The organism is Agaribacillus sp. DX54, assembly GCF_056858335.1.
Genome location: NZ_JBXEQE010000036.1, coordinates 1 through 14,349, shown reverse-complemented (window position 1 = coordinate 14,349; position 14,349 = coordinate 1). Strand labels below are relative to the sequence as shown.

Genomic DNA, 14,349 nt, shown 5'->3' with positions numbered 1-14,349 from the left:
CCCGTCTTTGTCTTTGATGATGTCTTTAGAAATATTTGGCATAACGTATATAACTAAAAGCTGCTAACCCGACGAATGCCGAACCGATGGCCAATCGCTTGTAGGTCTCCCGCCGTAATGAGCGAAAATCGATAAGGGTGTAAGTAAAGACATTACTGTATAGATGGCGGTGCTTTTCACATAATGCCATGAATGCTGTAAAATCACTGGCATGTTTGAACACCTGACACCCGGCTGAAAAATCATCGATCTTTTTGGTCTTTCCTACATTCCTAGCCCTATGAATGTTAATGCCGAACATGCCGCTTTCCCTTGTGCCGTTTAGTAAGTCCAGCCATGCATTACGATCATAGTCCCGGATCACCGTGACAGGGCGGTGGAGCTGACACAGGGCATAATACCTCCCCCGGTGTTTGGCAATGCCATAAGCGCCCGGATATTGGCCTGCGGCCAAAATGGCTGTTCCCCGTGGTGCTACCGGGTTTTTGAGCCAGTAAGTGCCCGGGTCGGTGGTGATGGGAAAAATATGATATTTCCATTTCCCTTGATTATTGGTATAAAATACATGTAGTTCGTCATCGAACCGATTACTCAATGTACGGGATGAGCGTAGCCCCACGATATTGAGTTCATAGGGCCGGGTAAAAAGCCGATAGCCTTTTTGTCGTAATATGGTTTTAAGCCTCGAAAGCATGGGGTTCCATATCTTGCTGTGTGAGTAGTGTATAGGTGAAACGATTGCCCCAAACTGTGCGGGCTTTTTCACACAACTTCATAAATTCCCCAAACTCCCGGCTATCCGCGAATACTTGGCAACCGGCACTCCATTTGTCCACCTGTACACTGGTGCCATAGGCTGTGGCCCGGTGAATGTTGGCTTTGATAATACCGGATGTTTTGAAATGGCTGTAAAAATCCAGCCTGCTGTCCCGGTTATAGTCCCTTACAAAATCGATAGGACCGCATTGTTCAAGGGCCTTATAGTTTTTGTGCCTCCCGATCTTGTAGGCGCTGCGGTACTGCCCGGGGCATATGATGGCCGTACCCTTTACATGCATAGGATTTTCGAGCCAGTAAAGCCCCGGATCTGTGGTAATCTTAAAACGACAAAATAGTGCCTTTCCTTTTTCGTCTTTGCAAAAGACAATCAATCTGTCGTCGAACCGGTTAGGAAAGTTACAATCGGTGCGGATACCGATAATATTCAGGTCGTAGGGCTTAACTTCACCGCTTTTGGTCTTTCCTTCGAATACTACATAACCCTTCCTGCGGAGTGTATTTTCCAGTGTTTCAATCATAGGATGGTGCATAAGCAATAGCGTTAGTGTGAACAATCAGTTGGTGTTTATCCAGTGTTTCGAAACGGGTAAAACCGTCTTCACTGGTAATTTCTTTTCCCAAGAGCAGGTGGGCAGGAACTTCTACGGTGATTTCGTTCCCATCCCAAATAGTAGTGGGGCGAATGGTAATGACAGACCTGCCACTTAAAGCCCCTAATCCAAAAAGCGACCATTTACCTCCATTGAATTTTAAGCCCATGCGTAAAAGGTGCTGACGAATGGTTTCTTTTTGGCTGGTACCGGTAAAGAATTTGAACAGGGCCGTGACAAGGGTATGGCGTATGCCAAAGAGCCGGATGGTTTTGAATGCCCGGTTGACGGCATCGTATTCATTGACTGATTTCATACTTGCCAGTAACCGGTCTACCGTGGCAAAATTCCGGGTACTGATACCTTGGATCAACCGGCGTGCGAGCAGGGAGGGATCGAAACCATTAGGGGCGGTTACCGGCGATCCCCCGATCCGGTTAAACTCTGCTTTTGTGATGGAGGTAGGCAATCCTTTCGAGATCAGGGCATTTTGTGTCTCATTCCCCCAAATACCATCCGCTCCAAAGCGGGGCAGGATACCGCTTCCATATTGCCGGATCAAGGCTTGTTGCAACTGTTTTACCAACTTCCCCCGGCTGCCTTTTTTTAATGGGAATGCATTGGTCGAGGGGACCGGATGGCCGGGAGAAAACGCAGGAGCCGAAGCGGGTAAGGTTTTCAATGCCTCGAACCTGCTGCGGCGCATTCGGAAATGACGCCAGCCGAGGTAGCCGGCTGTACCTACGGCAGCCAAAGCAATACCCGACCATAGCAACCGGTTTTGTGCCTGTTGGTTTTTCGAAGTCGCCCCGGTATTTCCCGGTTTACTTTTGGTTTTTATCGCTGCCATCTATACCACATCTTTAGCGTTGATCATATCCATAAATTCTTTCATTTCCCATCGATCCAGTTCATCTTCCATGTCGGTCATCAGGCGGCGTGCATAAAGTTGAGCATAAGCGTTCTCCACTTCATGCCATACTTTTTTATTCGGTACCTCCTGTATTACAGCGCGAATTGCTTCTTCGTCAGTTTGGGGAAAACCCCAATAGGTCAGGTCAAACGCCGCTTTGAGCCTTTTAGCCCATGCGTATGGATCATAGTTGGGTTTGGGCTGCTGGCCGGGAAAAAGGCGATCCGGTTTAGGACTTAAAATGTTCATCATTTCGGCGTATTCTGTGTCAGCTAACTCATCGGCCAAGTCCCGAAGCAGATTCCTTCGATAAAGTTGTTTATAGGCTTTTACCACCCGCTTATAGAAGAATTCCTTGGAAGGAATATTCTGAAAAAGCCTGCGCACTAATTCTTCATTGGTGCCGGGCCAATTATTATTTTCAAAAGCCATCCTGAACTGCTTCGCCAAGGTAGCCGGTGATCGTTCATCCAAAGTTTTCTTCTCCACTTTGTTTGAAATGGCGGAGTTAATGATCTTTCTACCGATCAGGATCACGCCACCGGTCAATAATAATCCTCCCAACCCAAGGAAGGCATAGCGGATTACTTTGGAATCTGCCGCTTTTGCGGCTGCCATTGTTGCGGGTATCATAAGCCAAGGGCCTTTTTAGCGATCTTGGTTTTGAGCGGATCGTGTTGCACCACATCTGCCAGCTTCTCCAACTCTTGGGTATTGAGCTTTCGGCAAAGAATGGCCAGTGCGTGTATTTTCCGGTCGGCTTCCGGTTGTGAAGCTGCACCGATGGTCATATCATAGCTATACTTTTTCATGGCATCAACTATTTGGTTCTTCTTCGTTTTTTCGATGTTCTGTTTGTAGTACATCCAGCATTTCCATTATTAGAGCTGGGTTTTGGCTTAGGGCATCGAGGATATGCATTACTTGGATGAAATCCTGCTCACTGAAAACTTTCCTGATCCTCGCTAAAAGGTCTATGTATTCCCGCTCCTGACCGGTGACCGATGGGGATGTTTTGGACACGACCTCCACTTCGCTATCGGGAGCTTCGGCATCCAAGCTTTCATTGTCTTCTTCGATCACACCGGCTAATGCCTCGCCCCCGGGCAGCTTGGAGAGTAGGTGTGGATTTCTTCGAATAAAACCTTCCAGCATGACTGACCCCAACTCTCCGAGGTTGATACTGCCCAGATGAAATTTTCGATTACGGAGCTTTACTATGGTTTCTTCCAACTCGTCGATGTACTCCCCGGCTTCTTTTAGCTCTTTTTGTAGCTTCTGGCTTTTGGTTTCCAATTGTTCGAACTCCCATTTTTGCCGCTCCGTAGATAGCTTTTCATGGATACGTTCATCCATCCCCAACCCTTGTAAACCATTATTTTCCTCCTTTAGCCGGAAAATGTATTTGTCATTTCGGTTGGACTGGCCGTTGTAAAGAATGATGGTGATACTTTTAGTATCGGCGTTCACGAAATCGGTGTAGGATTCGAACCGACCGGCACTATCGGTACGAGGGATGACTTTTAGCGTGTCTACGAACACTTCATAGTCGATACTTGTTCCTTGTTCTTCGTTTACAGCCAGCAGGTTGGCAATACTGTCGATCTTGGCTTGGCTATATTTTTCCGTGGTAACAGGCATTAGTTTTCCAAGTCAAGTTTTAATTTATCAGCGTCCTCCTTTGTATTTTCCTTGTGGAGTGGGATCACTTGGATGAACTTCGCACTGGTTACAGCTTCTCTTTTGTTTGTCATCCTGATCTTACCGAAATGCTCGTACTGCAATTCGTTGGTGATGGTGGTGCCGGTATCATACAGGCCAAAGTCACTCACTATCGTGATGTAGGCATTTTCTTCGATCAAGAGATAATATTCGTTGAAGGCATGTACCTTACGTGTTTCCGAAGGTTGCAAAACCAAGTGGCGGAATTTCAGCAGGTAATTGGCGCCATATCCAATGGCCTTCATGCGTTTTTCGATATAGTCGAGGGCAAATCCTACGGTCATGTCTCGTAATGGATATAAATGGTTACCTCGTATCCCGATGGGCGTTTCAGGATACGGTTATGATCGTCTTCATAGATGCCGAAGATGATGGGGTTGCACAGTGCCACCCCTATCCCCGGGATAGCAGGCTTTGCACCGTCGATCCAGAATTCTCCTTGGCCAAAGGTGAAGCATTGGAAAACAAAGGGTTCTTCCCACAATAGGTCGTGCCCTGTAACACGTACCTCTTGGCAGTAAAACAGGTCATGGTTACTTCCAATTGCTTGGAAACGCACATTCCCCGCTTGGGCTAAGTAACGGTAGAGGTTTTGTGAATAGGATGGCTTGCCACACCCGGCAGTATCGCGGATAGTCCATGTCCCGGTAGTAATACGGTAAATACCACCGGCCTGCGATGGTGTTTCGTAAAGACTCCCCCGGAACCCTGCAAAGAAATCCTCTGTAAGTAGCGATATGTCGTCTATCCATGTATTCATGGGGTAGCGGTTACTTTCACCGAAATGATCCGCCGGGCATCTGCCGGTAGCTTGATTTGGAAGAACCGGCGCTCTCCCGGCCTTGTGATCCGTATTTTTTTGACCTGTACTTTGGTTGTTTTATTATGGTTCATCTTCACGCATAAACACATACAACGAAATCCTATAAGGCTGAAAAGACGCTTTGGGATGATCGGTATCTTTGTACTTCACATCTATTTTGCGGTTGCCCACATAAAAGATGACCTCATGAAATCGCTCTTGGGGCGCTACGTTCAATCCTGACATGAGTAGCTTACTTTCATAGCCTTCCGGATAAACCTCTTGGTTATTGATCTTGATCTCTTGGCTACCCCGGTAAAACATCAGGTCCTCCCTGTCGGAAGTAAGCAATATTCCAAGGATCCTTTCGGAACGGGATTCTACCTCGAATTCTTCATCGAAGGTTTCCCCCGCCCGGTCGATTTGCAGGTCGAAACGTTGTATAATTGTGCTTTCACGTATCTGTAGGCTGTTATTACTCATGATCTGTACATTAAGGGGTAGTGCCGGTACCGTGGAATACTATTTTCAGGTAAGTGTTATTGGGTATGAGTAGATCAGTGCCCAGCTCTACGGTAAATTCGATCAACACATCGTCTTGAATTAGCCTTGGGTTGTCCAGTTTATAGTAGCCCAGATTCTTCATCGTATTGTTATCGGTGACAAACTTCCAGTTGCTTTCTCCTTCCGGTATGATCTGCTTTTTGTTGGCTTTTAGGGAATGCTCACCGTTGGCCAATGCCGGAAAGGCATAGATGCTGGCGAACCTGATGGCCTTGACAGCCTCCTTCTCGTCATAAGGCTGTGCTCCGTCGGGAGCCACTGGCAGCTCACCGGCCAGCATGGTAATGCCACTGACAAGGAAGGCAAAGTTCTTGGGTAGCTTGGCATTGGATACGTTGCTTAACCCCACTTCTTTATCGTCCTGCGTTTCAAACAACTTGATCGTTTTGGAGGTGATCTTCTTTACGGAAAAGATAGTGGTATCGGCAAGGCGTAACTTACCTTGCAGCAATTCCTGTTTGATGTGACCGGGCAGCTCCCTGAAAAAATTCTCCATCTCGGCCCGTGAGCCCCTGCTCCGGTTCTTTTTCCCCATTTTGTTGAGTACTCTCAACCTGCGTAACGGGTCCATCCTTCTTAGCCGGGCAGACAGCTCGCCACCTAAAGCGGCATCGAGTCCTAACAGCTCCCCGGCATTGTTGAACTCGCTTTCTTCTATAAAATCCAGTTCTTCCATTTTGTTCGTTATTGCGTTAATCGTTTTAAATAGTTTTTACTTCTGGTGTTTAGGCTAATAATTCACCTCCATTTCTTCCAAAAGAAGGTCGTCATCGAGGGCATCCAGTCCTTGGGAGGTATAGCCGCTTACGGCATTTTCGTCTTGGAACTGTTCAGCACTCTCGACCAGTTGTTCTTCGATACGATCCAGTTCGGCGGCGGCATCGTCCTCGTCCCCTAACTGGCCATGCAGGTAGTAATCCACACCACCAAGGCCGGAAACCTCTTTTTTGATGAACTTGTCGAGGTAAAGTTTCTCGGCAAAGTTGTCCCGGAAGTTTACTACTCGCTGTTTGGCGTTTTCCATCTCTTGCTTAAAGTCGAACCCATCCAGTCCTTGTGTACCGGCGGGTGGGTTGTTGCGGGAAATCTGGAAGCCATTGGTAGCCATAATGCCCAAGCCTAAGCTTGATACGGTAGGATTGGCCATGTAATAGCCTCCGAAGGAGGTGGCAAGGCCCGCAAAGAAACTATGCCTCCCCACTACGGAGCCGATCAGGCCGCCCCCGATCACTCCTATACCGATATCTCTCAACGTGCCGATGGCACTGTTCTTCATCACGTCCCCGGTGGTCTTGACCTCGTTCAGGAAACGTTCTCGTTTTCGTGCTGTAATTGATTTCATATTGCTTGATTTGAATTTGATAATGTTACATGAGGGCAATGGCCACCTTTTTTCGGGTATCCCGTTGCCGGGTGCTTCGTTTGGTGACTTTCCGGCGGGTAGCTCCGCGTTTTGTGTTCCGGGGTTTCCCGGCAGAGGGTTTTTTCTTATTAGTAGCAGATTTTCGTTTTCCTTTCGATGTGCCTGCCAGCTCACCGTTGAGCGATTTGGGCTTTGCCAGTCTGTATACCCCGTACCCTACAGCAATGACTCCCACACCGGCTACACCTGCCTTGACCGGGTTCTCTTTTATCCAATTGACAAAGCCTTTTTCTTTCTCCGGAGGTGGGGTCTGGGGGGTATTTTTTTCTGTGCCCGATGGCATTCTTCTAGCCTGCATGGGCAGGTCGGTAGCAGGCTGGACAGGTACGTTCGCCGGTGGAGTCTTTACAGGCGGAGGCAACTGCCTGACCACTGTAGGCTTCCGTACCCTGCTTGGGACGATAAAGCCGGGCCTCCGAGTTTGGCTTGAAACCCTGTTTGGTGCGACGGAAGGTTTGGAGACTTCTGCGGGCTGAATGGCAGGAGTAGCAGGCCGGGGGGCAAAGGGCGTATTCTGCACTAAGGACGTGGCTTTATTTTTTACGTCCCCGATCTTATCCAGCAGTTTGGAAATAGCGGCCACCGCTCCACTGGCAGCCGCCAAGGCGGTACCCGTCGCAATTGCGCCCAGCTCGCCGCTTAAATCTTCGAAACCTTCTATTTCCTGAAAGTCCCCGGCGAATTCCTCGTAATAAAGTTCTTCCCCTAAAATCTCCCGGATGGAGCTGTTTTCATCATAATTACCCCCATCGAAAACTTCGCCTAATCCTTCTAATCCGCGTACTTCCCGGTTTTTGTTGCCTTTGCCCGTGAGAATGGCTTTTCTTAAATTGGAGGGTTTACCCCCTGCTCCGTAAAAGATCTTTTCAAGGCGTCTTTTGGTGTGCACCAGTCTCCGGTGTTTGCCTATGTCGATCCCTTTTTTCCGGGCATCGGCTTCTGATAGGTAGGCATACCTGATGCGTTCGGCCACTTTCATCATGTTCAGTTTCATGGCCAGTAAAAGACCATTCCGCAGCAGAAGGGTGGCAGGGTTGATCTTGTTTACTACGTGAAGGGCCTTTTTGGCCACCTTTCCGACCTTCCTGCCGAATTTTTTTACGCCTCTCCCTATCCTTTTTCTCAATTTCCGTAAGAAGCCTAATTCCCCTTCAGACAGGCCGTCGAGGAAGTCTTCAACGTCTATATTGGCCCCTGTGAAGTCAAGCAGATCGTTGGTTTCGTCATAAAAGGGATCGTCTAAAATTTCGTTATCGGCCAATGTGTCACTTTCGAGGCCGCTTAAATAGTGTAACTCCATAATTTTTATTGGCTTATCGATTTTTTCCTTGAAGGGCGCTTCGTAATCGAAGGTGTCTACCACGCAATCGAGCGTGATGTATTTTCCCTTACCCGGTACAATGGGGTAGATGTGCTGAAAGTATTCCTTGTTGTTTTTGGTTACCCGTAGGGTATGGTTGATGTTGAGGTTAGTAAGGATGCTGGAAATGAAAACCGTGTAGCAATCGCAGTCCACTCCCCCGTCACTGCCGTCCATCCTGCGTTTGCGCTCGAACCAGCTCCGGGAAGGCCGCCGTATTTGTTCTTTGCCTTTTTCATCGCGGCGGTAGGGAATATGATCATAGACAAAATGCCAAATGTTACTACAGGTTTCACGTTTGGTTTTACCTTCCAGTAGCTTACTGATTTTGGTGGTGTCTCCTTTGGTCTTTTGTACTACTTTAGGGATCAGTTCAAGGGTATCGGCCAGGTCGGCAGATCGTTTGATCACGGTATCTTTCCAGTCAGGCCGGGGAAACAAACGATCATACTGTTTGCCGGGTTTGATATGGGCATGATTAAGCCGCTCCATCGGCTGTCTTTTTAAGGGTGATGGATTCGGTTTTCTCGTACGGGATAGCCGGGCCGATGCCTATGTCGATCTCGGTAATGGTTACGGCTTGCAGGACGATCCCTTGAGGGTTGCCTTTGAGCAGCTTCAAAAGGTCTTTAGAAAGGCCGGTAAGGTTTAGCAGGGGAATAGTAATGGTAATGCCGGTAATGGAGGTTTCGCCGTGCGGCGGAAGGGTAATATTGCGGTCTGCCACTTGTGAGCTGCCGATAGACCGGCCTTTGTAGGTGAGCCTTACGAAAGGGTATTTCAGGGAAAGGGCACCCCCGGCGGGATTTTTGAGTTTAACATCTATACGGATGATGATGTCTTTAAAGCTGATGTGGTGAATTTGGGCAGTGGTTATGCTTTCCAAATGGTTGGAAGTACGGCGTAGGCGCAGGAAGTAATATCCTGCGCCTGCTACTAAACCACCGCCCACCAGTAATTTCCACATCACTTTCCTTCGAGTTTTTTCAACCGGTCGTCATGATCTTCCAGCCGACTTTGGAATGCTTTGGATAACGTATCGAACAACCGGGCATGGGTGTTGAGTTCTAAGTAGAGCTGGTTCACCCGCCCGATCAAGTCCTTAAAATCTTTGTGCAGGCTTTTGAGAAAATAGCCGATGACAAGGAAAGAAAGGGTGACTATGGTGAGTAAGAAACTGTTGATCAAAAGTAAAATCTCCGGATTTTTCATCATGTGTTTTTGGTTTTGTTCTTGCCGTTTCGTTCGCGTTCACGCCACATTTTCAATACCCGGTAGCCACATTGCGTTTTGAATGCTGCGCCCCATAGCAGGGCTTCGAAATCATCTGCGTTGGTTTCCGGTGCTTGTTGTGATGTGTTCGTAATTTCCGGCTTCATACCATGAAAGTAAGGAGGGGCTTTTCAGCGCTTTCCGGTTAGGGCATGAAGGGGGAAGAAATTTGAAGTTTATTGATCGTGTGGGCAATAACGTTCAGAAAAAGAGGGAGTAAGCTACAAAATGAGGATTACAGCAGTTTTACGGCGCTTTTGCAAGACAGGTAAATTAATTACCGAATATTCTTTTTTCTATCTATTTTGTTATTTCTTTATGGAAACTGATAGGCTTTAACGTTTGAAAACAACCCTCAATCATCTACCGGAAAAGAAACAAAAAGAGTTACGGCTCATCACTGACTACATACGCGAAGTGTTCGATCCGAAGGCGGCTATACTTTATGGAAGCTACGCGAGAGGTGATTGGGTGGACATAGAACGGGAGTATCAAAGTGATTATGATATTCTGATTATATGCGGCCACAAACAAAAAAGGAACTATACACTGCGTAGCGAATTGGAAGAACGCGTCCGTATGGACGACGATATAGTCACCAGCGTCAGCTTCAATTATGAGCAGTATTCGGTAGTCAACAACGAAATACGGAAATACAATTACCTATTCATCGATATTAGACGGGAAGGTATTCTGCTTTATTCCAAAGGTGAATTCAAGCTAGAAGATGTCAAGGATCTGGAACCGAAGGAAAGGTATGAAAAGTCTGTTCAGGATTTTGATTATTGGAAAAAGAGTTCACTCACAGCATTGAAAGGATATAATTTTTATTCAGAAGAAAATGATCTCAATTGGGCAGCGTTTCATCTGCATCAATCCACGGAACATCTTTATGTGGCCCTCCTGTTGGTTTTTACTGGTTACAAACCAAAAACCCACCATCTGGATGACTTGGAGAAATTGGTACTCCCTCTCTACAAAAAAATACACGAGGCCTTTCCGCGTGAGACCGAAGCTGAAAAGCATCTTTATGGCCTGTTGAGAAATGCCTATGTGGATGCACGGTACGATGTGAATTACAAGATAACGAAGAAGGAATTAAATGCCCTTTTTGCTTTGGTGGAAAGGTTCAGGGGGTTAGTTAATGATTTGTGTGATCAAAAGTTGAAGGAGTTGAAAGGACTGTTTTAACGTGATTAATTTTCATCATGAAAACAAGTCTGGATCATCTACCGAAAAAGAAACAGAAAGAGCTGCGGTTAGTTATCGATTACATAAAGGAAGTGTTCGATCCAAAAGCGGCCATACTTTACGGAAGCTACGCGAGAGGCGATTGGGTGGACATAGAGCGGGAGTATCAAAGTGACTATGACATTCTGGTTATTTGCGACCACAAACAAAAAAGGAACTATACGCTGCGTAGCGAATTAGAAAGACGCATAAGTATGGACTATGACATTGCCACATGGGTTACCTTCAATTATGAACAATATTCGGAAGTCAACAACGAAATACGGAAATACAATTACCTATTCATCGATATTAGGCGGGAGGGTATTTTACTGTACTCCAAAGGTGAATTCAAGCTGGAAGATGTAAGGGAGTTGGAACCCAAGGAAAGGTATGAAAAGGCTGTTTTTGATCTTGATTATTGGAAGGAGAGTTCACTAACATTCTTAAAGGTATACCGATTCTGTTTGGAAGAAAGTTATTTTAATTTGGCAGTGTTTCATCTCCACAAATCGACCGAACATCTTTACGTGTCTCTCCTTTTAGTTTATACCGGTTATAAACCAAAAACCCACCACCTGGACGAGTTGGAGAAAATAGTATTTCCCTTTTATAAAAAAATATATGAAGCTTTCCCACGTGAAACGATGGCTGAAAAGAACCTCTACAGCCTATTGAGGAATGCCTACGTAGATGCGCGGTACGATGTGAATTACAAGATAACGAAGAAGGAACTAAATGCCCTTTTCGCTTTGGTGGAAAAGTTCAGGGGGTTGGTCAATGACTTGTGTGAAAAGAAATTGAAGGAGTTGAAAGGACTTATCTAATGCGGTTCATCACGCTTATATTTTTCGTGTAAACGATAGAAATACAACTTTACCCTAAACGACTACAACTACGCGGATACAAAAACTACAGCGACTACGCTTTAATACCTTATTGTTTTATTTAAGTTATTGAATATCAATTATATTATAATTATGTATTCGTTGTAGTCACGAAAAGTTAGAAATTTTATAGGCTATGATATTTTGGTTAAAAATTTGTAATTGAGGCACTTATGGAGGGTTTGCATTTAACTGGATATGAAGTACTATTTAAAAATTTGTATCCGCTACCGGCAATACAGTCATCAATAGAACCCGTAGCTTTCATTAAAACATTGCTGAATTATGAAGCAAAAAAAGATATACCGGACAGAATATGGAGGATATACTCTACACGGCAATTTTAAATTTGAGTGGTCTGATTATGAAAGGGAAAGAAAAAGAAGTGATGGGGAATGGTATTGCATAAGTTGTAATATACGGGCGGAAGTCAAGGGCAACAAAGTATCTTGTCCAAATTGCAAATCCGTTTCAACTTATTCTGTTGAATAGTTAATCAAAGGATGAACGAATGTTTTGCTGGAATTGGGTCTCGTCACTGTCAGTACGCTCGATGACCGGGTAAACATTGCGGGGCTGGCCGCTGATCCGCTTGGAAACCTTTTTGCCGAAGCCTAGTTTTTCCATAGCCTGTGATAGTTTGCGAATAGAAAGTTTCATCCCCGACCAGGCATTCATTTTTGCTAAAATTTCGGAAGGCATTAGAAACTTCGCCTGCGGATCTGTAGCTTCACAAGGCTCGAATAATTTCATCAGCCATTCTTCCTCCACCGATACCTGACGGTACAACTCGTTCACCGTGTTGAGTTGCTGTATTTCTTCTTTAGAGAACCAGTAAGAAAACCCCGCATTGAGCAGGTGAAGGGCCTGCGCCCACACTTTATCCATGTCTACCTTTTCATCGAGGTCGATACCTTCTGCCGTAAACACGAGGTATCTGCGGTTCTCCACATCGGTTAGGAAGCGGGGGTTGTTTACGCTGCCCATGAAGTTACACACCCGCTTGCGCCTACGGGTAAGCCGGTGCCATGCTTTCCGGTTGGTAACAAAAGGGGCGGTAATGATAGCTTTCATAGAATTGAAGTCCTTACCGAAAATGGTTTCCAATTGGTCGTCGATGTTGACGAACCACTTTTCGGCTAGGAAGTTAGCCGTGTTCTGGTCGGTAAGTGATGGGTTGATATGCGAACAGACTAGGAAGTCATACATGGTATCAGGACACAGCCGGTTCAGCCACGTTGTTTTACCGATACCCTGACCACCAACCATGATCAGGCACAGGTGGTTAATACCCCGCCCTAATGCGGTGGCTACGCTGGCCACCAACCACTTTTTCAGGTAGGGAAGCCAGAGATCGCGTAGGTGTGTATCTGCTACCTGTACATCGGCAATAGTAACGGTCTCTGCTAATGCCTTTATGTAATCGTTCCCGTCATAAGCTGGCAGTCGCGCTACATAATCTTCAATGGGGTGGTGTCCGGGAAACAGATCGGAGTTCAGGATTTTGATTAGCAGGGCATCGGATATTTTAAAGCCATTCAACTGCAGGTCGATCCAAATGCTATTGATCTTTGCCTCGTCGAGTACCGTAAAATGGTCTTCCTCTACTGGCCGGTATTCGATCTCAAGGGCGAGTACGTTTCTACGGATTTCATATTTCAGTTCGAGGTAATCTTTGATTTCGAGGATTAAGTGTTTTTTGGCCGGTTTGTTTTTCCTGCCGTTTTTCTTAATCTCTTTATGTTCCAGCATATTGTCTTTTTTCCGGTTTTCGGGCAAGGGCTTCCAGCTCGTTCCTCCATCGTTCCTGCCCCTTTTTCATTAGAATGGTCATGACTGTATTTCTTTCCTGTTCCGGTAATCGGTCTATAAGCTCCATGAGCTGGTAAGGAACCTGTATCGTTCCATCCCTATAATGATCTACGGCCATTGTGATAAGGTAGTCCTTGCCTTTGTTCATCCAGGCGACAAAGTCCATAATGCCATGAATAATGCAAATGGCCTCAAAGCTTATCTTGATGTCTTCCAACTCCCGGTACTCCTTCGACTTCTTCAATGCGAGGTGATAATTTTCGTATTGGAGGTCTTCAATGATCTCCGTTGTGAGATGCTGGTAATCTATCAAGGCTTTGATGATGGCATTGTGTAGAGATATGAACCTATCGCTTACTTTGGTTTCGTCGGCCAAGTATTGCAGGTTCTCTTGGAGCATAGTCACCGCCTTTTCGAACCGCTGATTGATCTTATCATACCCGTCCATCATCCTCTTTACCATTCCCGACCAGTGAAGGCGGCCCGATAATGTCGTAAATGATCTTGATCTGCTTGGGCGTGTAGGTTCGGCCTTTTCTTTCGCCCACCTCATCCAAGTGAGGTTCCAGCCAACTGGATATGGTTCGTAAGGTCACGCCATAAGCGTGCGCTAATTCTTGCTTTGTTTGGGGTTTGTAAACTTCCTCCATCTTAAAGTACTGATTTAGAAAATGTAACAATTGATTCACTTACCGGCTTTTTGTGCCGATATAGAGAGATAATTGAAAAATCAGACAATTATCGATGTAGGGAGGTACTTAAAGACACTAAGATAAAAATCCTAGCATTGCAAATTTATAGAACTCAACGAACATTTATTTGCTTATAACAAATAATTTCTTTAAAGAACTTTCAATAACTAGCGTAAACTAACGATTTGTGACGAAACTTTTGGAAAGTGGTAGGGGTTGAGGCGGGATTATAGGTTTGGTTGGTCAGGTAACAGCTAACTAAGGAGTTGCTTACCGGTTAGTAATTCTTGATCAATTTTTTC

At 45.8% G+C, this 14,349-nt stretch carries 19 protein-coding genes; 2 read left to right on the top strand and 17 right to left on the bottom strand.

Annotated elements, in window-relative coordinates; translation table 11 throughout:
- Nucleotides 1-25: 25 nt before the first annotated feature.
- The 14 genes from AC04NP_RS25945 to AC04NP_RS25880 form a co-directional block, all read right to left on the bottom strand.
- Nucleotides 26-694 carry a hypothetical protein gene (locus tag AC04NP_RS25945; RefSeq protein ID WP_482862976.1) on the bottom strand — a complete coding sequence of 223 codons (669 nt, stop codon included), beginning with the start codon at nucleotides 692-694 and terminating at the stop codon, nucleotides 26-28.
- Nucleotides 678-1,298 carry a hypothetical protein gene (locus AC04NP_RS25940; RefSeq protein ID WP_482862975.1) on the bottom strand — a complete coding sequence of 207 codons (621 nt, stop codon included), beginning with the start codon at nucleotides 1,296-1,298 and terminating at the stop codon, nucleotides 678-680. The genes AC04NP_RS25945 and AC04NP_RS25940 overlap by 17 nt, the downstream gene beginning before the upstream one ends.
- Nucleotides 1,291-2,220: a hypothetical protein gene (locus AC04NP_RS25935; RefSeq protein ID WP_482862974.1), complete on the bottom strand. Its 930-nt coding sequence runs from the start codon at nucleotides 2,218-2,220 to the stop codon at nucleotides 1,291-1,293. The genes AC04NP_RS25940 and AC04NP_RS25935 overlap by 8 nt, the downstream gene beginning before the upstream one ends.
- Nucleotides 2,221-2,916 (bottom strand): hypothetical protein, encoded by a 696-nt coding sequence (locus AC04NP_RS25930; protein WP_482862973.1) that lies wholly within the window; start codon nucleotides 2,914-2,916, stop codon nucleotides 2,221-2,223.
- The gene (locus AC04NP_RS25925) at nucleotides 2,913-3,095 is read right to left on the bottom strand and encodes a hypothetical protein (protein ID WP_482862972.1); all 183 of its coding nucleotides are present in this window, start codon (nucleotides 3,093-3,095) and stop codon (nucleotides 2,913-2,915) included. The genes AC04NP_RS25930 and AC04NP_RS25925 overlap by 4 nt, the downstream gene beginning before the upstream one ends.
- Before the next feature lie 4 nt (nucleotides 3,096-3,099).
- Entirely contained in the window at nucleotides 3,100-3,924 is an 825-nt protein-coding gene (locus AC04NP_RS25920) for a hypothetical protein (protein ID WP_482862971.1), read from the bottom strand.
- Nucleotides 3,924-4,289, bottom strand: coding sequence for a hypothetical protein (locus AC04NP_RS25915; protein WP_482862970.1), 366 nt, complete (start codon nucleotides 4,287-4,289; stop codon nucleotides 3,924-3,926). The genes AC04NP_RS25920 and AC04NP_RS25915 overlap by 1 nt, the downstream gene beginning before the upstream one ends.
- Nucleotides 4,286-4,564, bottom strand: a complete 279-nt coding sequence (locus tag AC04NP_RS25910; protein ID WP_482862969.1) for a hypothetical protein — start codon at nucleotides 4,562-4,564, stop codon at nucleotides 4,286-4,288. Before AC04NP_RS25910 ends, AC04NP_RS25915 begins: the two co-directional genes overlap by 4 nt.
- A gap of 324 nt (nucleotides 4,565-4,888) precedes the next feature.
- The gene (locus AC04NP_RS25905; protein WP_482862968.1) at nucleotides 4,889-5,290 is read right to left on the bottom strand and encodes a hypothetical protein; all 402 of its coding nucleotides are present in this window, start codon (nucleotides 5,288-5,290) and stop codon (nucleotides 4,889-4,891) included.
- 10 nt (nucleotides 5,291-5,300) lie between these two features.
- On the bottom strand, nucleotides 5,301-6,047 hold the full coding sequence (locus AC04NP_RS25900; RefSeq protein WP_482862967.1) for a hypothetical protein: 747 nt from the start codon (nucleotides 6,045-6,047) through the stop codon (nucleotides 5,301-5,303).
- Nucleotides 6,048-6,738: 691 nt separating this feature from the next.
- Entirely contained in the window at nucleotides 6,739-8,646 is a 1,908-nt protein-coding gene (locus tag AC04NP_RS25895; RefSeq protein WP_482862966.1) for a transglutaminase-like domain-containing protein, read from the bottom strand.
- Nucleotides 8,633-9,124, bottom strand: a complete 492-nt coding sequence (locus AC04NP_RS25890) for a hypothetical protein (protein WP_482862965.1) — start codon at nucleotides 9,122-9,124, stop codon at nucleotides 8,633-8,635. Before AC04NP_RS25890 ends, AC04NP_RS25895 begins: the two co-directional genes overlap by 14 nt.
- Entirely contained in the window at nucleotides 9,121-9,369 is a 249-nt protein-coding gene (locus tag AC04NP_RS25885; RefSeq protein ID WP_482862964.1) for a hypothetical protein, read from the bottom strand. Before AC04NP_RS25885 ends, AC04NP_RS25890 begins: the two co-directional genes overlap by 4 nt.
- Nucleotides 9,366-9,533, bottom strand: a complete 168-nt coding sequence (locus AC04NP_RS25880) for a hypothetical protein (protein WP_482862963.1) — start codon at nucleotides 9,531-9,533, stop codon at nucleotides 9,366-9,368. Before AC04NP_RS25880 ends, AC04NP_RS25885 begins: the two co-directional genes overlap by 4 nt.
- Nucleotides 9,534-9,768: 235 nt before the next feature.
- Between AC04NP_RS25880 and AC04NP_RS25875 the strand changes: the two genes are divergently transcribed.
- Both AC04NP_RS25875 and AC04NP_RS25870 read left to right on the top strand, forming a co-directional pair.
- The gene (locus tag AC04NP_RS25875) at nucleotides 9,769-10,617 is read left to right on the top strand and encodes a HEPN domain-containing protein (RefSeq protein WP_482862962.1); all 849 of its coding nucleotides are present in this window, start codon (nucleotides 9,769-9,771) and stop codon (nucleotides 10,615-10,617) included.
- A 17-nt stretch (nucleotides 10,618-10,634) separates the two neighbouring features.
- Entirely contained in the window at nucleotides 10,635-11,483 is an 849-nt protein-coding gene (locus tag AC04NP_RS25870; protein ID WP_482862961.1) for a HEPN domain-containing protein, read from the top strand.
- A 552-nt stretch (nucleotides 11,484-12,035) separates the two neighbouring features.
- Here AC04NP_RS25870 and AC04NP_RS25865 read toward each other — a convergent pair.
- The 3 genes from AC04NP_RS25865 to AC04NP_RS25855 are packed head-to-tail and all read right to left on the bottom strand — an operon-like array spanning nucleotide 12,036 to nucleotide 14,005.
- A complete protein-coding gene (locus AC04NP_RS25865; protein ID WP_482862960.1) occupies nucleotides 12,036-13,295 on the bottom strand; it encodes a VapE domain-containing protein in 1,260 nt (419 codons plus the stop codon).
- Nucleotides 13,282-13,818: a hypothetical protein gene (locus AC04NP_RS25860; RefSeq protein ID WP_482862958.1), complete on the bottom strand. Its 537-nt coding sequence runs from the start codon at nucleotides 13,816-13,818 to the stop codon at nucleotides 13,282-13,284. Before AC04NP_RS25860 ends, AC04NP_RS25865 begins: the two co-directional genes overlap by 14 nt.
- A complete protein-coding gene (locus AC04NP_RS25855) occupies nucleotides 13,790-14,005 on the bottom strand; it encodes a hypothetical protein (protein WP_482862956.1) in 216 nt (71 codons plus the stop codon). The genes AC04NP_RS25860 and AC04NP_RS25855 overlap by 29 nt, the downstream gene beginning before the upstream one ends.
- Nucleotides 14,006-14,349 lie beyond the last annotated feature (344 nt).